Below are 17,340 nucleotides of genomic sequence, written 5' to 3'. Positions count from 1 at the left end.
CTAGCTGTCGCGCTCGTGTTCCGGCGCACCTTGCACCAGCCTGAACTCGGGTGAATTGACCAGCAGCAGATAGCGTTCGAACTGCCCGAGCACGTCGGCGATCAATTGATCGGTGTGCATGCCCATGATGTCATAGCCGCGATCTCCGCTCGAGAAATAGGTGCGGGCCTCGTAGCGATATTCTGGTCCGCTCACCGCCATGGGCGAGAACGAGGCGGTGGGTTGCGCGCTGATGCTGACACCATAAACGAAGTCGCGCACACCCTCGGCCGGCGAGCGCAGCGCAATCGCCGCACCGTCCTCTTCCACCACATGACTGGTGCGACCGCGCGAACTCAGTTCCTTGGCGACTTGGTCCAGGGCCGGGCGCACCTCGCGGGCGATAAAGCGCTCCACTTCCGCCTTGCTCGGCGCATGCAGGATCAGCGCCAAACGTCGCTGCCAGGTGAGCCCGGCTGCAGGCTGGGCCGCAGGAGCTTGTGGGGTCGCGCTATGCGCCTGTTGTTGCGCGAGATCGGTCCGCATGCCCACGAATAACGACCAGACCAGCCCAAGCATCACAAAAGTGAAGGGCAGGGCGCTGGCAATGGTCGCCGACTGGAGCGCTCCAAGGCCGCCCGCGAGCAAGAGGCTTGCGGCCACCACGCCCTCCATCACGCACCAGAACACCCGCTGCCCGGTGGTGGTCTGCGTTTCGCCCCCTGCGGCGATGGAGTCCACCACCAGCGATCCCGAGTCCGAGGAGGTGACGAAGAAGATCGCCACCAGCAGCACCGCGAAAGTCGAAGTGAGGCCCGAGAGGGGTAGATATTCGAAAAACTGGAAGAGACCCACCGAGATGTCGGCGGCGATGGCATCCCCCAATGCGCCAGCCGCGACCCCCTTGTCGATGAAGATGGCCGTGTTGCCGAACACCGTCATCCAAAAGAAGGTGAAGCCGGCCGGGATGAAAAGCACGGCCGCGACGAATTCACGAACCGTGCGGCCGCGCGAGATGCGCGCGATGAACATCCCCACAAAGGGCGACCAGGAAATCCACCAGGCCCAGTAAAACAGCGTCCATGCATCGACCCAGGGCGTCGGCTCATAGGCGTAGATGTTGAAGGTGCGCAGCACCAGGGTGTCGAGATACAGCCCGATATTCTGGACGAAGTCGCGGAAGAGCTGGGCCGTTGGCCCCATCACCAGCACGAATACCATCAGCAAGACTGCAACAACGAGGTTTGCCTCCGAAAGAATGCGCACGCCCTTGTCGAGCCCCGTCACCACCGACACGGTTGCCAGCGCCGTAATCCCGACGATTAGCGGCAGTTGCACTTCCAGCCCGATCGGAAAGCCCAGGAGGTAACTCAGTCCGGCATTTATCTGCGAAACGCCGAGGCCCAGGGAGGTCGCGATGCCGAACATCGTGCCGACAATGGCGAAGATGTCCACTGCATGCCCGATCGGCCCGTTGATCCGCTCCTTGAGCAGCGGATAGAGACCCGATCTAATGGTCAGCGGAAGGTTATAACGATAGCCGAAATAGGCCAGCGACAGGCCCACCACCGCATAGATGGCCCAGGCGTGGATGCCCCAGTGAAAGAACGTCACGGACATGGCTTCGCGCACCGCCTGAACTGAGCGCGGGTCGGCCGTGGGTGGCGCCATGTAATGGGTCATCGGCTCGCCCACCGCATAGAACATGAGCCCGATGCCCATGCCGGCCGCGAACAGCATGGCAATCCACGAGATGAACTTGAAGTCGGGCGTCGACTCGTCCGGGCCGAGCCGAAGACGGCCATAGCGGCCAAACGACAGCAGCAGCACGGAAACGACGAAAATGCCCACGGCCAGCAGGTAGAGCCAGCCGAAACTGTTGAGGATACTGCTCTGCAGCGTGCCAAAAAATTCGGCAGCGCTGCTGGGGAATAGCACCCCCACAACGAGAAAGAGCCCGATCACCAGAATGGCGCCGTAGAAAACTGGTGGGTTGATGATGAAGCGCTGAAACACGCTGCCTCCTTCTCGTCCTGCCACTTGGCGTCTAGTTAGCCGACGCCACCCCATCCGACTCCAAGGCCGACAGCCCCAAAGCGTTCCATGAGATCGTCTGAAGCGAAACGCACGCGCTTGCCATCTCGGCGTCTACCCGCCCAATGTTCTGAGCCCAGCCCTCTTTACGCCAATAACACTCGATAGGGCCACTTTGGCCGTGGTACTGGGATCCAAGAAAGCAAAGGTGGTGCGATTCAATGCTGGGTGGGGGTGTTCGTCAGCGTTTCGGTGCGGGGTGGTCTCGCCTGCGTTCGGCTCCGCGCTACCATCTGCAGCTTCGGCCAGCGCCGCTCGAGAGCCCCGCGATCATTCTGCTGCTTTTTCTAGTCCTTTCTTGGCCGCTCATGATGGGGAGCGACTACCCCGTCGGGCGCTGGATGCAGCAGTTTCCCGAGGAACTGCAACCCTTCGCCCATGTTGTCACTGATCTGGGGGAAGGGGTGCAGGTGCTCGTAGGCAGTGGGGCACTGCTCCTGTTCGGTCTGTTTGCGCCGGTTGCGCTCTGGCGCCGACGGGTCGCGATTGGCGTCAGCGCCCTCAACGCCGGGGCAGCCTTTGTCTTCCTGTCCGTTGCGGGAGGCGGGCTTGCCGCCCTGACGTTGAAATACGCCATTGGTCGAGCCCGGCCTTCCTTACTTGATACTCACGGCAATCTGCACTTCCAGCCTTTTGCCATGCATTCCGATTTTTCGGCCTTCCCCTCCGGTCACTCGGCAACAGCCGGTGCAATGGCGGTATCACTGGCGCTGGTATTCCCGCGCTTGCGGGCCCTATTTCTGGCAGCAGGTGTACTCATCTGTGCGTCACGCCAGTTTGTCGGCATGCACTGGATGAGCGACACCTTGATGGGCTGGGCCGTCGGTGCTGCGTTTACTTTCTGGATGGCGCACGTCTTTGCCCGGCGCGGGCTGATGTTCACCTACGACGCTTTCGGCCGCCTCACCCCAAGGCGCAGCCGGTTCAATCCGCTCGCTTTCACCACCAGGCTGGCGCGGTCCTCTGGCCGATCCGCCAGAACCGCCGATATGGCGAGCGTAGTGGGGACGACAGACCCGCGTTAGCGGCAGCTTGACAGTCGACATTCATGTAACAATGATAGTTGCATGACCGAGCATTCAATGTCCCGCGCCGATACTCCCTTCAACCAAGCGCACGCACAGACCTATGCCGCGGGACCGCCACGCCTGGTCCCGGGCTTTGATGGCCTCCAGCGGATGATGTCGATGCTGTTGGCCGAAACGGTGCCAACGCGCGGGGAGGTCCTGGTGCTTGGCGCCGGCGGCGGTCTTGAGCTTAACACCCTCGCCGGCGACCACCCCGGCTGGACCTTCGATGGGGTGGATCCTTCGGGTGACATGCTCGACGCGGCCAAGCATACCGCCGGCCGGCATTTGGATCGCATTCGGCTTCATCAGGGTTATGTGGAAACAGCGCCCGAAGGGCCGTTCGACGCCGCAGTGTGCCTCTTCACCTTCCACTTCATTGCCCGTGCGCAGCGTCTCCCGACATTGCTGCACCTGCGGCGGCGGCTCAATTCGGGGGCGCCATTGGTGCTCGCCCATATCAGCATGCCGGAGCAAACAAGATCGACCTGGATCGCGCGGCACGTGGCCTATGCGCAAACCGACCCTTCGAAAGTGGAACAGGCGCGCCATGCACTCGCCACCAGACTGACAATTCTGGCACCGGAGGAGGAGGAAGCCATGATGCAGGAGGCGGGCTTTTCGGAGGTTAGCCTGTTTTATGCCGCCCTCGGCTTCAGGGGCTGGATCGCTTATGTGGGTCAGTCAGGTCCTCGGAGCGAGTAGGGCGAACGCTCCCCAGCCCACCAGCAACACAATGCCCCAAGCGGCAAGTGTGAGTGCGATCAGCACAACACCGCGCGGCACCCTTGCGCCAGCGTGACGAACCAAGCTGTGATGCAAATGCGCTTTGTCCTGCATTGCCTCCTCCATCGGAGGAACCGTGTGTCCACCGGGTCAGCAACAACAATGCGGGCAAGGGAATGCCGAGATCAATTCGGCGAAATCACGAGGGTCTTTGCCCTACGCAGATTGTCTTAGATGCTGCATGCCCGGCACCTGGACACAGGTCCAGGCTGCCGGGAAAAAAGCAGAGCCGGTTTTTAATCAACCATCTCGGTCGAGTTCAGCCCCGCCTCGTAGAGCTTGAGGGTCGCTTCGATGTCGGCAAGATGCGATGCAAAGCCTGCTTCGATCGCTTCGGCCTGACGGCGCAGCAGGTCGCGACGCGAGACGAGCTCAAATCGTTCACCCTCGAGTTCCTTTACTGCAAGGCCGATGCGTTCGCGATGAGCCGAAAACCGCTCGACCATTGGTGCAGTCTGCTTGGCCGCTTCGGCAAACGCCGCTTCGGCTTCTTCATGAGTATTGTCCACCACCTTGAGGGTGGTCTTAGCGCGTACAGCCATTCACGTCTCCATGGTTGCTTCCGGCGCCCCAACCGGCATGAGTTGATCGACGCTGTGCATGAAGTCTGAAAGCTGTAATGAATCCAACCACAACCATTCATTTACCCTAACAAACAGAGTTAACGAACAAGTGCAATTTTCATCAACTGCAATTTACTTGGTCAAAGCAGGTTTCGTCACTCTAGGTGCCTTGTTGCCCATATCATGGAGCCTGGCTTCTGGTTGAGCGTTGAGCAGAGACAAGGAGCGAGGCCCACCATGAGCGAGAACGACACTTATTCCGGCATCTGGTTGCACGAAGGGGAACAGCGCGGCCGCGATTTCAGCCACTCAGCCCCAGAGTACCACCATGGCTCTTCCCCTCAAGAAGCGGCCGGGGGCATGCGCCTGCGGCACTCTTATGTGGAACAGGAAGGCCGCCGCACTGGCGTGTGGGCCCCGGAGCACTGGACGGACGAGGAGATAACCGCCGCCTTGGAAACCAACTGGTAGAAGGAACTGTCTCAACAGCCTCCGTTGCTGAGTTGGCTGTCATTGCAACGTTGCACAACCCGTGCTCTTCTGCCGCGGTGTCGTACCCACGGATGCGACCCGAACTAACCAGTAGGCGCCGGAGTCGCAGATGACCTATTCCAACCCCCTCTCATCCAAGCTCGGCCTTCTGGACGATGATCTCAAGATGGAGGGCAAGCTCCTCCGGCTCTGCGCCGACCTGCAGCAGAAGATCCTGACACCAATCGACAAGTTTCCCTGGCAATGGCACGTACAGCGCGCTGACATGTCGGCAGCCGATGCGCTCGCCGCCGTCTGGCACCAGTGGGAAGCGTTCGGCTCCCACTCAGTCTGGGCCAAGAAGCAGGGGCACACCTGGTTTGCTGCCGAAGTCGAAATTCCAGAGGGGGCACGGGGCAAGACTTTCCTCCTCCGCTTTACCAGCCAGTGGCAGGATCGCCCCGGCTCCACTGATCCTCAGTGCCTGGCATATCTGGACGGGCACATCGTCCAGGCGCTCGATGGCAATCACACCGAATTGGTGATTGAGCGCGATGCCAAGCCGGGCAACCGGCACACTCTGCTGGTCAACGCCTTCACCTTCTTCGACCGGCCGCTGGTTGGCTTCGGCGTCGAGGCGTTCGTGCGCAACGAGCGCGCTGAGAAACTCTACTACGACCTGCAAACGCCCCTCGAAGTCGCAATCCGGCTCCACCAATCCGATCCGCGCCGGCACGCCATTCTCAATATCGTGGACCGGGCGCTCCGTGCCCTGGACCGGCGTGGCGCCTACACCGAAGCCTTTGAAGCGAGCCTGGGCGGGGCTGAGCAGATCGCCCGTGAAATCTATGAGCTCGTCGATACCGAAGTACAGCCGCAGATCACGGCAGTCGGCTCGACCCATCTGGACGTGGGCTGGCTGTGGCGGGTGCTGCATACGCGCGACAAGACCGCCCGCTCCTTTGCCACCGTGCTCAACCTCATGGAGGAGTACCCCCAGTTTATCTTCATGTACAATCAATCGGTCCTGTTCGATTTTCTCAAGCAGGACTATCCCGAGCTCTGGGAGCGCATGCTCGCTCGGGTGAAATCGGGCCAGTTCGAGATCGAGGGGGCGATGTGGGTTGAACCCGACGTAAACATCGTCTCGGGTGAGAGCCTGGTCCGCCAGATCATGCGCGGGCGGCGTTTCCATCTGGATCATTTCGGGGTTGATCCCAAGACGGTCTGGCTCCCCGATACATTCGGCTATTCGGCCAACCTGCCGCAGATCATGGAAAAGTCCGGGCTCCAATACTTCGTCACCAGCAAGCTGAGCTGGAACGATACCGACCGGCACCCCTATGACACCTTCTTCTGGCGCGGCATCGACGGCACGGTCACCAAGGCTCAGCTCATTACCGCCCAGCGCTTTGAAAACGAAGCGATCTACACCACCTACAATGGTGATCTCTCGGTCAGCGAAACCATGGGCGCCTGGAAGCGCTACGAGCCGAAGGCCGCGCACAACGAGGTCGTCATGTCCTATGGTTATGGCGATGGTGGTGGCGGCCCCACCCGAGCCATGATCGAGCGCGGCACGCGCCTCGAACGCGGCATACCCGGCGCGCCCAAAGTGAAGCTTGAAGGCATTGTTCCCTTCCTCGACCGCTTGGGCAAGAAGATGGATGCGGTGCCCGGCAAGTTCCCGACCTGGAATGGTGAGCTCTATCTGCAATATCACCGCGGCACGCTCACCTCGGTCGCCAAGAACAAGGCGAATAATCGCCGTTCCGAGCGCCTGCTGCGGGAGCTTGAGTTCCTGGGCATCATGGCGATGACGCAAGCAGGCGCCTCCTATCCGAGTGAGACGCTGGCCGAGTTCTGGGAACTTGTCCTTATCAACCAGTTCCATGATATCTTGCCCGGCACCTCGATCCCCGAGGTCTATGTCGACAGCGACGTAGACTATGGCCGCATCTTCTCGACATTGAGTTCCGCCAACGGACCCTGGCATGCCGCCGCACAAGCCTTCGCCCAGCCGGGCAAAGACCAGTTGCGGCTGCTCAATTTCACCTCGCAAAGCCGTTCAGACTTCGTCCATTTTCGCGCTGAATCAGTTCAGGAAGGCGTTTCGCTCGCCTGCGGAGGCACGGTTCTGCCGCTCCAGACAATCACGCGCGCCGACGGCAGCAGCGAACAAATGGCCCCGGTCTCGGTTGTGCCGCTGGGTTGGACAGCCGGGCAAGTCGTCGCCGGCGCAGCTGCCCTTCCTGCCGCTTCACTCTCGGTCTCCGAGACCCATCTCGAGAATGAACTGCTTCGGATCACCTTTGATTCCGCAGTCGAAATCACCTCGATCTTCGACAAGACCAGCCAGCGCGAGACGCTTGCAGCGGGCGAGAAGGCCAACCGCCTCATCGCCTACGAAGACAAACCAATGGAGTGGGATGCCTGGGACATCGATCGCTATTTCGAGGAGCAGTTCTGGCCCCTCGCCGACGAGCAGGCCGAGATTTCAGTGGTCGAAACCGGCCCCCATCGCGCCGCCATTCGCATCGCCCGAAAGTACCAGAATTCCTCGCTCGTGCAGGTAATTTCACTTGCTGCAGGTCAGCGCCAGATCGAGTTCGACACCTTCATCGACTGGCAGGAGCGCTCGATTGTCATCAAGACCCTGTTCCCCTTCGATCTCAACGCAACCGAAGTTCGCTCCGAGATTCAGTTTGGTCACGTCACCCGCCCGACCCACCGCAATACCACCTGGGACCGGGCTCGCTTCGAGGCCTCGATGCATCGCTGGGTCGACATGAGCGAAGCCGATTTCGGCGTCGCGCTCCTCAACGATTGCAAATACGCCTATGATGCCCACGACCAAACGATCCGCCTGACCCTCGTCCGCGGTTCGAATTTCCCCAGTGCCGACGCGGATTTGGGCGAGCATCGCCTGCGCTACGCCCTGTTCGTCCATGAAGGATTGGCCGATCTGGCGGAGGTGCATCGCGCCGCCGAGCGCTTCAACAACCCTATTGCGGTGATCGGCTCAACTGAACCATCGCCCGGGACTTCATCTCAGGAAGCAAACTTCAGTTTTGTTCAGGTCGACCAGGCCAACGTCACCATCGAAACCGTCAAGAAAGCGGAGAGGTCCGATGCCGTGGTTCTGCGCATCTTTGAAAACGCCAATATCCGCGCCAACGCAACGCTATACTTCGGGGTGCCCGTGAAGTCCGTGCGCGCGGTCAATTTGATGGAGGAAGGCGAGGGCAGATTATTCGAGCTACGCAACAACAGTATCGAACTGTCCTTGCATCCGTTCGAAATAGCAACTTTGCTGATTGAGCTCTGACAAGACCTTTTTGAAAGACGAAGGAGGGCACATTTGCCCTCCCTCAGGACTTCTTACATGCCGCCTGCTACCGAGAAGGGCAGTGCATAGGCCGTGTTGTCCGGGCGCATTCCGGGCGTATCGACATCGGTGTTCCCCTCACCGAAATCATAGGTGTCATTGTCGTTTGTCTCGTAGTGAATCATGGCAACGTATTCAGTGCCTTCCATGGCGCCACCCTCGACCTCGACCACCACATTCTCGCTGTCGCCGGCGGGCACTGCGGTGTGACCGATGGATGTGGGCAGCACTGGCTGGCCGTCTTCCACCGCATGGATAACGACATAGCCGTCCTGGTCGATCTTCACCGCGGGAAACACGAAGGCACCATCTTCAATCATGGCACCATCCACGTCGATGTTCAGGTGGTCGGCAAAGGAAGGCGTTGTTCCAGCCAAGGTGATGGCAACAAGGCCCACAGCAAGTCCAGCACGTTTCATCATCGGTTCTCTCCATTGTATGGTAGGGACCAGTGCAGGTACGGCGTCTACGCCGAAAAAGTTTCGCCGCTGCGGCGGCCCTCTAGTCGGATGCCCCGATACAGCGCTCTGCTGTTGCGGTTTGCCATCCATAATCTCATGCGGTCCCAAGTGAAATGAAGCTCGAGAACGGGGTAACAGGCATTCTGCTTGGCGCTGGCGGTGTGGCCATGCTCTGCGCCATGGATGCGACGGCCAAAGCCTTGGGCGCTAGCTTGAACACCTTTCAGGTTGGCTTTGTCCGAAATCTCAGTGCCGCGCTCTGGTTGGTGCCATTTATCCTCCTGACGGGGCGGGCGTGGCCGTCCCGCAAGAACATGCCGCGCCATTTGTTGCGCGGGGCTCTGGTTGCGCTGACCGCAGTGTTCTTCTTCTACGGTGTCGTCCACCTGCCGCTGGCGGTTGCCACCGCTTTGGCGATGAGCGCACCGCTCTACATCTCCCTTTTCGGCATTTTCCTGCTCAAGGAGCCGTTCTCGCCCATGCTGCTACTGGCTGTGACCTTGGGTGTGGCCGGGTCGCTGATAATCGTTTTCGCCGGAGATCCGGTGCGGGTCACCGGAAGCTCTGACCTGCTCGCTTGGGGTGCAGCCATTCTGGCGCCGATCAGCTATGCAGCGGCGATTGTCCTGCTCAAACATCACTCAGCCAGCGACGGCGCGGCGGCGATGACCTTTGCGCAATCGGTGATTGCTGCCATCATCTTTATCCCCTTGGCATTGCCAGGGTTCAGCTTGCCTGACCCAGGCGTCTGGTGGCAGTTGGTGCTGGTGGGATTCCTCGGCGCAGGGGGATTTCTGCTACTCATTTCTGGATTGAGGCGAGTGCCCGCTTCGGTGTTTGCCGTGGTCGATTATACAGGCCTGATCTGGGCCGCTGTCCTTGGCCTTGTGTTCTTCGCCGAGTTCCCCGGATGGCCCCTGTGGATCGGAGGAGGGCTCATCATTGCTGCCTGCGCAGTGGGAACACGGGTCGGACGAAAGCCGACTATCGTATCGGCATAGCTGGCGGCGCGGCTTACAAGTGGCTGCACGACCGCTGCTGTTTCAGCCTACTCAAAAGCCTGCGCGGAAGTCACGAGCGGGTTGGAAATGCCACTCAGGTCCAGTTCGAACTTCGGCGTCAGAATGATAATCGCGGTGGCCAGAACCAGGCCCCCTTTGAGCACGAATGCACGGCGACGCTTCTGGCGGGTGGTACGCATTTGGTTCCTGGGGATTCTCGCACTGCGAGCGAGTCGAACCTCCTTTGCCACCTTCTTCGATGCTGCGAAAGAAAAAGGTTAAGGCAAGGTTAACGTGACGGCAGTGCCTTTCCTGCAACGATCATCAACACGGGTGTGCATTGAGGTGATGCGCTGGAACAGATTCGGTCCTGCTTGATTAAGTCGTTTTCGCGAGGTGACCCATGTACAAGACCCTGACTGCCTTAGTCGTAGCCTGTTCGATCGCCGGCTGTGCCACAGCTCCACGCAACGACGTTGTCGCTGTAATCTCGACAGCGCCTGCTCCTACTACCAGAGCGGTAGTTGCCCAACCTCAGCCGGCCTTTCAGGCCCAGCCTAAGGCTCAACCGGCCCAGACACCGGCGGCGCCAAGCCCCTCACCACGGGACGATCTGGCAAGACTAGAGCCGGGCGCTTCCTATATCGCGGCCTTCCCGGAGGCTGAACGTCGCGCAGCATGCGTGCGGCTCGATTACGAGGAAGGAACCCGTGAATTCTCCCGTTGCCTCGAGGGTAACTTTCCGGAAAATCCTTACTTCGGTGGCTAGGGCGGTCTAGCTCATCCGACGCTCAGGCGGCTTCGGATGAGCGATCTGCGAGCCTTTGCTGCAGGAGCACCATAACGGCGGCTTCCTCCGGTTGCAGGCCGGGGAGGTCGTCGCGCAGTTCGCTTTCGATTTCTTCACGGACCTGCAGCACCAGCGAGCCGCTGAGGTAAGAGTCGAGGACCGCTGGGTGGACGTAGCACTTGCGGCAGATTGTTGGCGTGTTGCCGAGCCGTGAAGACACCCGCTCAATCGCTGCCCGGACATTCTTCTTGGCCTTGGCGGCCGTGTCGAAGCCCTCGAATTCATCGAGCGCCAGCGCCGCGAGCACTGTTCCTGCCCAGGTGCGGAAGTCCTTGGCAGTGATGTCCTTGCCGGTAATCTCACGCAGGTAGGCGTTTACGTCCGACGAGGTCACGTCGCGAACGTCGCCATTCTCGTCCACATATTGCAGCAGTTCCTGGCCCGGCAAGTCCTGGCAGGCCTTTACGATTTTGGCGAGCCGCCGGTCACGCAGGTTGAGGCGCCACATCTTGCCGCTCTTGCCCTTGAACTGGAACCGCAGTTCGGAGCCGTTCAAAGCGACATGCCTGTCACGAAGGGTAGTCAGGCCATAACTCTTGTTGTGCTTGGCGTAGTCGTCATTACCGACACGGATCAGGGTGGATTCCAGCAGGTGGACCGTCGCCGCGAGCACTTTCTCTCGCGGTAAGCCCCTGAGCTTCATATGTTCGGCGACGACCTTGCGAATTTGGGGAAGCGATCGGGCAAACTCGACGACATGCTCGAACTTGGCGCTGTCACGAACCTCCCGAAACTTGGGATGATAGCGATATTGCTTGCGGCCCTTGGCGTCTCGCCCTGTCGCTTGGATATGCCCGTTGGGATCGGCGCAGATCCACACTTCGGTCCAGGCAGGCGGGATTGCCAGGGAGCGGATCCGGCTGAGCACGTCCTTGTCCTTGACGACCGTGCCCTCCGGTGACCGGTAGCTAAAGCCATTTCCCGACTTACGGCGGCGAATGCCAGGGTGTTCCTCCGAGACATAAACGAGCCCTGCTGCCTCGGCCGCCTGTTCGGGATTGACGATGTCAGGAGAGATCTCCGCTGGTTCTGCCGTAGTACTACTCACGTCCACTCTTTTCTGGATAGGTTCGACCCGGTGCCGAGCTCAGCCAAGGGCTGATGAACTCGATCCGGGCGCGCAACCCTGTCGCCTGCCTCCGCAAGAAGGGGCCGTCGGGGATTTTGGTTCCTGTTCACGACGTAGGAGACCAACCAAGGAAGATCTGAATAGCCCCTAGATTTGTAGACGCCTTCTTCCCTAATTTTGAGGCAAGGAGGCCTACATGGGCAAAGGCAATTTCAGCGACGAGTTCAAGCGGGACGCGGTGCGTCAGATCACCGAGCGGGGGTATCCCGTTTCGGAGGTGTCGCAGCGTCTGGGGGTGAGTGCTCATTCGCTCTACGAGTGGCGCAAGAAGTATGCATCGGATGTTTCCAAGGGTGGGGATCAGGCCGATGAGATCCGGCAGCTTAAGCGAGAACTGGCGCGGGTCACTGAGGAGCGCGACATCCTAAAAAAAGCGGCCGCGTACTTCGCCAAGGATGCAAAGTGAGGTACGCGTTTGTCGCCGAGCATCGCCAGCAGTTCTGTGTGCGCACCATGTGCCGGTGCCTTTCCATCCATCCCAGCGGCTATTATGCGTGGCTCAAAAGCCCTTTGAGCAAAAGGGCGCGGGAAGACATTCGCCAGACCGAGCTGATCGAAGAGGCCTGGAAGCAGAGCGGCAAGGTTTATGGCTACCGCAAGCTGCATGACGACCTGCTGGACCAGGGCGAGACCAGTTGCGCCAATCGTGTTGCGCGCCTGGCCAGACTGGCCGGGATCAAGGCTCAGATCGGCTACCGGCGCCGGCCTGGTGCCTATGGAGGCAAGCCATCTGTGGTGGTCGACAATACCCTGGCTCGTCAGTTCGACGTCGATGCGCCGGACACCGCCTGGGTGACCGACATCACCTATATCAAGACCATGGAGGGCTTTGCCTATCTGGCCGTGGTCATCGACCTGTTCTCGCGCCGCGTCGTCGGCTGGTCACTACAAAGCCGGCAGACCAGTGAGGTCGTCCTTCAGGCCCTGCACATGGCTGTCTGGCGCCGAAAGCCACAGAACACGGTGCTAGTCCATTCCGATCAGGGCTCCCAGTTCACCAGCATGGACTGGGCTAGCTTCCTGCGACACCACAATCTGGTTCACTCGATGAGCCGGCGCGGCAACTGCCATGACAATGCTGTGGCCGAAAGCTTCTTCAACCTGCTCAAGCGCGAGAGGATCAGGCGTCGGACCTATCGGACACGGGACGAAGCCCGCCAAGATGTGTTCGATTACATTGAGATGTTCTACAACCCCACCCGAAAGCACGTCCGCAACGGCATGCTCTCACCCGTCGAGTTCGAACGGCGGCACCAAATCTAACCCCGAAGGTGTCTACAGAACAAGGGGCTATTCAATCCTCTGGCGGTTGGTGTTGCCAAGCGGTGGCGGAACTGAAGCATCACAGGCGAGTTTCGTGCTGGCACATCCACGCCGTCATTCCGCTTCATGGCCCCGAACCCCTTGTCCGGCCCGGCTGACGTCAGGTGAACTCTATAGGGCGCAAATGAAGTCTACTGGACCAGCCAAGACCACCAATAAGCCTGCCAAACCTGCCACTCCCACCAATCCGCAAACGACCGGGCGTCGCGCTCCCGCTCACAACGTGGGGGACGTCGGTAGCCCAATCCCCATGCACCGATCGGTTATTCGGGAGGGCCGGCCGTTCCCCTTGGGAGCAACATGGGATGGCCTCGGCGTCAATTTCGCAATTTTCTCGGCCAACGCCACCAAAGTTGAACTGTGCCTCTTCGACATGGAAGGAACCAAGGAACTCGAGCGGATCGAGCTACCCGAATATACCGACGAGGTGTGGCACGGTTACTTGCCCGAGGCCCGCCCTGGGACAGTCTACGGGTACCGAGTCTACGGCCCCTTTGCGCCCGATGCGGGGCACCGGTTCAACCATAACAAGCTGCTGATCGACCCCTATGCCAAGCAATTGGTCGGCGACGTTATCTGGCAGCCCGAGCTCTTCGGCTACAAGCTCGATTCTCCAGACAAGGACCTCTCCTTCGACGATCGCGACAGCGCGCATCTGGTGCCCAAGGCCCGGGTGATCGACCCGGCTTTCACCTGGGGCTCTGATCTGCGGCCGAGCGTGCCGTGGGAGCAGACTATTGTCTATGAGATGCACGTCAAGGGATTTACTAAGCTAAACAAGCACATACCGGAAGAGGAGCGCGGCACTTTTGCGGGAATGGCGCATGGCCGTGTGGCGCAATATCTGCGCTCGCTCGGGATTACCTCGGCCGAATTCCTGCCGGTTCATGCGTTTGTCGATGACGGCTATCTGGTCGACAAGGGGCTGCGAAACTATTGGGGCTACAACTCCATCGGCTTCTTTGCGCCCGAGGCGCGCTATCTCCACTCGCCCTTTGCCAATGAATTCAAGGAGATGGTCAACCAGTTCCATGCTGCCGGTATCGAGGTTATCCTCGACGTCGTCTACAACCATACCGCTGAAGGCAACGAACTCGGACCGCATCTGAGTTTCAAGGGCATCGACAACGCAAACTATTATCGCCTGCTGCCCGACCAGAAGCGGTACTATATAAACGACACCGGGACCGGCAATACAGTGAACCTTTCGCACCCCCGGGTGCTACAGATGGTGGCTGACTCGTTGCGATATTGGGCAACGCAGATGCGGGTTGACGGATTCCGGTTCGATCTGGCGACGATCCTGGCGCGTGAGCCACATGGCTTCGATGAAGGCGGCGGGTTCCTGGATGCCTGCCGCCAGGATCCGGTGCTCTCGAGTGTCAAGCTGATCGCCGAGCCCTGGGACATTGGCCCCGGCGGTTACCAGGTGGGGCAGTTCCCACCGGGTTGGGCCGAGTGGAACGACAAATACCGCGACACAGTACGCGCCTTCTGGAAGGGCGAAGAGGGCAAACTTTCCGAGATGGCGTCCCGCATTTCCGGGTCGGGCGACCTCTTCAACAAGCGCGGGCGCAAGCCGTATTCGAGCGTCAACTTCATCACCGCCCATGATGGCTTCAACCTCAACGATCTTGTCTCCTACAATGACAAGCACAATGAGGCGAATGGGGAGGAGAACCGCGATGGTCACTCCAACAATCACTCCTGGAATCATGGAGAGGAGGGGCCAACCGATGATCCAGAAATCCAAAAACTTCGGGAGCGGCAGAAGCGCAATCTGCTAGCGACCCTGCTCCTGTCGCAGGGAACCCCCATGATGTTGGCCGGCGACGAATTCGGCCATACCCAAAAGGGCAACAACAATGCCTATGCGCAGGACAACGAGATAACCTGGCTGAACTGGGACGGGATCGACCCTGCTGGCAAGGACCTGATCGAGTTCACTCGCAAGCTCATCGCGGTGCGCAAGGCCTATCCCATCTTGCATCGCGGACGCTATTTGGTCGGCACCTATAATGAGGAACTCGAGGTCAGGGACGTGACCTGGATGTCGCCTCATGGGGAGGAGCTGACCCAGGAGCAGTGGGGCGATCCAGCCGCGAAGTGTTTCGGCATGCTGCTCGATGGTCGAGCGCAGCCGACCGGCATCCGTAAGCGTGGATCGGACGCCACCTTGCTGCTGGTGTTCAACGCACACCACGACGTGGTCGAGTTCGTGCTGCCGGAGGTGCCCGAGGCACAGGACTGGGTTGGACTGATCGATACCAACCAACCCGGACGAACCGATGCGCCGCGCTTCCCATTCGGCCACACCTATGAGGTCACCGGGCGGTCGTTCCTGCTGTTTGTGGCGGGTTCGGACCAACAGCATCGCCGCGAGTTACGGCAAGGGGTCGGCGCCATTCTGGACGTCGCCGAAGCGCCGCTGCCCGATCTCCTGAAGTAGTCACCGGTGAAGCGGCTTCACGAAGCCGCTTCACCGACTGATCGCTCCGTGGCTCGGCACAGCGCCAAGAGCCTTGGTGGTCTAGGCCTGCGCGTGCTAGGGCGGGTGCCTTCTCCCTACCCATGTGGCTCATGACTGAACCCAGCACCTTCGAAATCTATCTTGTCGCGACGCCGGGGCTCGAAGCGGGGCTTCGCGAGGAGGCCCATGCGGTTGGGTTTACCGGTGCAAAGGTCACCGATGGCGGCGTAGCCCTCCTTGGAGATTGGCCCGACGTGTGGCGCGCCAATCTCGAATTGCGTGGTGCAACCCGCGTACTGGCGCGCATCGGGTCATTTCGGGCCATGCATCTGGCACAATTGGACAAGCGGGCACGCAAGATCGCGTGGGGCGAGGTCCTGCGCGCCGATATACCGGTGAAAGTAGAGGCCGCGTGCAAGCGGTCGCGCATCTATCACGCCGGCGCGGCGGCCCAGCGGGTGGCGACCGCCATCAGGGAAGAGCTGGGAGCACCCATAGCCGAAGACGCGGAAGTGCGGGTGATGGTGCGGATCGAAGACGATTTGGTCACCGTCAGCATCGACACGACGGGGGAGTCCCTCCACAAGCGCGGCTTCAAGGAAGCCGTTAACCGCGCCCCCATGCGCGAGACCATGGCGGCACTGTTCCTGCGGCAGTGTGGGTATGGCGGGAACGAGCCTGTGCTGGACCCTATGTGTGGCTCAGGCACCTTCGTGATCGAGGCGGCCGAGATTGCGGCGGGGGTGAAGCCTGGCCGTGAACGCTCCTTTGCCTTCCAGCAACTGAAGACGTTCGATCCCGATGCGTGGAACGCATTGCGTTCCGCCGCCGCCCCACAGACGTCAGCCATTCGGCACTACGGCAGTGACCGGGACGCGGGCGCAATCCGGATGAGCACAGAGAATGCCGGGCGGGCAGGGGTGGCGGAACTCACCCTTTTCGAGCAGTTGTCGATCGAAGACTTAGCTTGTCCCGAAGGCCCGCCGGGCCTCGTGATCGTCAATCCGCCCTATGGCACCCGCATCGGCAACAAGGCACCGCTCGCTGCGCTGTACCGTTCATTGGGCGCGGTTTTGAAAAGCCGCTTTGGCGGGTGGCGCGTGGGCATCATCACCACCGACGCAGGCCTTGCACGAGCCACCGGCCTGCCGTTTTTGGAGCCCGGTCCCCCAGTGCTGCACGGCGGCCTACGCATCACGCTCTTTCAAACTCCGCCCCTGCCAAAGCGCGTTACTTAGCCTTACTACGGCATGATCCGGCACAAGACGTCAGATAAACCTGTGGCTTTCCGAGCTGCAGGCTGTTTTTGCCTGGTGAGGGGTCACGTGCTGCTCACGCAGCGACAGGCCCACAAGCCGCTGGGTCTTCATTGGGGCATCCCCACCGGCAAGATCGAAGACGGCGAAACGCCACGGCAGTGCATCGTGCGAGAGCTCGGGGAAGAAATCGGGCTCAAAACCGCGCCCGGCGCCCTCAGCGAGATCGCCAGCTACCTTGTTGGGAAAGGCAGCACAGCATTCGAATATGTGGCCTTTGCCTTGCTACTGGAGGAGGTCCCCCTACTGCACCTCGCGCCTGACGAGGTGCGCGCCTGCGCGTGGATGCCTGTGCGCGAAGTGCAGCAGCGACCCGCAGTGCCCTACTTCTACAATACGCTAAACGATCTGTTGGATTGGCTCGAGCACGGCAAAGTCAGGCTGTCGCCGCTGCCGCAGGCCGAGGCGAACAAGCCGCGATCATGAGACAGCGCTAAACGGT

At 60.4% G+C, this 17,340-nt stretch carries 14 protein-coding genes; 9 read left to right on the top strand and 5 right to left on the bottom strand.

The features are described from left to right. Entirely contained in the window at positions 1-1,995 is a 1,995-nt protein-coding gene (locus QOV41_RS15940; RefSeq protein WP_284577785.1) for a BCCT family transporter, read from the bottom strand. A gap of 239 nt (positions 1,996-2,234) precedes the next feature. Between QOV41_RS15940 and QOV41_RS15935 the strand changes: the two genes are divergently transcribed. Together QOV41_RS15935 and QOV41_RS15930 are read left to right on the top strand one after the other, a co-directional pair. Next, positions 2,235-3,098, top strand: coding sequence for a phosphatase PAP2 family protein (locus tag QOV41_RS15935; protein WP_284577784.1), 864 nt, complete (start codon positions 2,235-2,237; stop codon positions 3,096-3,098). Positions 3,099-3,140: 42 nt separating this feature from the next. Continuing rightward, entirely contained in the window at positions 3,141-3,845 is a 705-nt protein-coding gene (locus tag QOV41_RS15930) for a class I SAM-dependent methyltransferase (protein ID WP_284577783.1), read from the top strand. Positions 3,846-4,162: 317 nt separating this feature from the next. Here QOV41_RS15930 and QOV41_RS15925 read toward each other — a convergent pair whose 3' ends face one another. After that, on the bottom strand, positions 4,163-4,468 hold the full coding sequence (locus QOV41_RS15925) for a hypothetical protein (protein ID WP_284577782.1): 306 nt from the start codon (positions 4,466-4,468) through the stop codon (positions 4,163-4,165). Positions 4,469-4,726: 258 nt separating this feature from the next. On the opposite strand from QOV41_RS15925, the gene QOV41_RS15920 reads away from it, so the two are divergent. Together QOV41_RS15920 and QOV41_RS15915 are read left to right on the top strand one after the other, a co-directional pair. Beyond that, entirely contained in the window at positions 4,727-4,960 is a 234-nt protein-coding gene (locus QOV41_RS15920; protein WP_284577781.1) for a hypothetical protein, read from the top strand. 130 nt (positions 4,961-5,090) lie between these two features. Continuing rightward, entirely contained in the window at positions 5,091-8,288 is a 3,198-nt protein-coding gene (locus QOV41_RS15915) for an alpha-mannosidase (RefSeq protein ID WP_284577780.1), read from the top strand. 53 nt (positions 8,289-8,341) lie between these two features. Here the strand turns inward: QOV41_RS15915 and QOV41_RS15910 are convergent, their stop codons facing one another. Continuing rightward, on the bottom strand, positions 8,342-8,770 hold the full coding sequence (locus QOV41_RS15910; RefSeq protein WP_284577779.1) for a DUF7282 domain-containing protein: 429 nt from the start codon (positions 8,768-8,770) through the stop codon (positions 8,342-8,344). Positions 8,771-8,922: 152 nt separating this feature from the next. Here QOV41_RS15910 and QOV41_RS15905 point away from each other — a divergent pair, with 152 nt between their 5' ends. Next, positions 8,923-9,810, top strand: coding sequence for a DMT family transporter (locus tag QOV41_RS15905; RefSeq protein WP_284577778.1), 888 nt, complete (start codon positions 8,923-8,925; stop codon positions 9,808-9,810). Positions 9,811-9,857: 47 nt separating this feature from the next. On the opposite strand, the gene QOV41_RS15900 is transcribed toward QOV41_RS15905, so the two are convergent. Together QOV41_RS15900 and QOV41_RS15895 are read right to left on the bottom strand one after the other, a co-directional pair. Beyond that, entirely contained in the window at positions 9,858-10,010 is a 153-nt protein-coding gene (locus tag QOV41_RS15900) for a hypothetical protein (RefSeq protein ID WP_284577777.1), read from the bottom strand. Between the two features lie 591 nt (positions 10,011-10,601). Then, the gene (locus tag QOV41_RS15895) at positions 10,602-11,708 is read right to left on the bottom strand and encodes a DNA topoisomerase IB (RefSeq protein ID WP_284577776.1); all 1,107 of its coding nucleotides are present in this window, start codon (positions 11,706-11,708) and stop codon (positions 10,602-10,604) included. A 217-nt stretch (positions 11,709-11,925) separates the two neighbouring features. Between QOV41_RS15895 and QOV41_RS15890 the strand changes: the two genes are divergently transcribed. The 4 genes from QOV41_RS15890 to QOV41_RS15875 all read left to right on the top strand — a co-directional run bounded on the left by QOV41_RS15890 (position 11,926) and on the right by QOV41_RS15875 (position 17,324). Then, positions 11,926-13,052, top strand: a protein-coding gene (locus QOV41_RS15890) for an IS3 family transposase (RefSeq protein ID WP_415926715.1) whose coding sequence is annotated in 2 segments (ribosomal slippage) — positions 11,926-12,166 and positions 12,166-13,052 — 1,128 coding nt in all. Because the reading frame shifts where the segments join, the coding sequence is not laid out codon by codon here. 310 nt (positions 13,053-13,362) lie between these two features. Then, positions 13,363-15,561, top strand: coding sequence for a glycogen debranching protein GlgX (glgX, locus tag QOV41_RS15885; protein ID WP_284581351.1), 2,199 nt, complete (start codon positions 13,363-13,365; stop codon positions 15,559-15,561). A gap of 131 nt (positions 15,562-15,692) precedes the next feature. Then, entirely contained in the window at positions 15,693-16,820 is a 1,128-nt protein-coding gene (locus tag QOV41_RS15880) for a THUMP domain-containing class I SAM-dependent RNA methyltransferase (RefSeq protein WP_284577775.1), read from the top strand. Between the two features lie 12 nt (positions 16,821-16,832). After that, positions 16,833-17,324: an NUDIX hydrolase gene (locus tag QOV41_RS15875; RefSeq protein ID WP_284577774.1), complete on the top strand. Its 492-nt coding sequence runs from the start codon at positions 16,833-16,835 to the stop codon at positions 17,322-17,324. Positions 17,325-17,340: the final 16 nt, after the last annotated feature.

It is taken from the genome of Devosia sp. RR2S18 (assembly GCF_030177755.1).
Classification (GTDB): Bacteria; Pseudomonadota; Alphaproteobacteria; order Rhizobiales; family Devosiaceae; genus Devosia; species Devosia rhizosphaerae.
This window is presented reverse-complemented; position numbering and strand designations above follow the sequence as displayed.

What these genes read in the sequence shown, in the direction of transcription:
- QOV41_RS15935 (WP_284577784.1), top strand. Translation starts at nt 2,235, where the DNA reads ATGCTGGGTGGGGGTGTTCGTCAGCGTTTCGGTGCGGGGTGGTCTCGC.
- QOV41_RS15930 (WP_284577783.1), top strand. Translation starts at nt 3,141, where the DNA reads ATGACCGAGCATTCAATGTCCCGCGCCGATACTCCCTTCAACCAAGCG.
- QOV41_RS15925 (WP_284577782.1), bottom strand. Translation starts at nt 4,468, where the DNA reads ATGGCTGTACGCGCTAAGACCACCCTCAAGGTGGTGGACAATACTCAT.
- QOV41_RS15920 (WP_284577781.1), top strand. Translation starts at nt 4,727, where the DNA reads ATGAGCGAGAACGACACTTATTCCGGCATCTGGTTGCACGAAGGGGAA.
- QOV41_RS15915 (WP_284577780.1), top strand. Translation starts at nt 5,091, where the DNA reads ATGACCTATTCCAACCCCCTCTCATCCAAGCTCGGCCTTCTGGACGAT.
- QOV41_RS15910 (WP_284577779.1), bottom strand. Translation starts at nt 8,770, where the DNA reads ATGATGAAACGTGCTGGACTTGCTGTGGGCCTTGTTGCCATCACCTTG.
- QOV41_RS15905 (WP_284577778.1), top strand. Translation starts at nt 8,923, where the DNA reads ATGAAGCTCGAGAACGGGGTAACAGGCATTCTGCTTGGCGCTGGCGGT.
- QOV41_RS15900 (WP_284577777.1), bottom strand. Translation starts at nt 10,010, where the DNA reads ATGCGTACCACCCGCCAGAAGCGTCGCCGTGCATTCGTGCTCAAAGGG.
- glgX (WP_284581351.1), top strand. Translation starts at nt 13,363, where the DNA reads ATGCACCGATCGGTTATTCGGGAGGGCCGGCCGTTCCCCTTGGGAGCA.
- QOV41_RS15880 (WP_284577775.1), top strand. Translation starts at nt 15,693, where the DNA reads ATGACTGAACCCAGCACCTTCGAAATCTATCTTGTCGCGACGCCGGGG.
- QOV41_RS15875 (WP_284577774.1), top strand. Translation starts at nt 16,833, where the DNA reads ATGATCCGGCACAAGACGTCAGATAAACCTGTGGCTTTCCGAGCTGCA.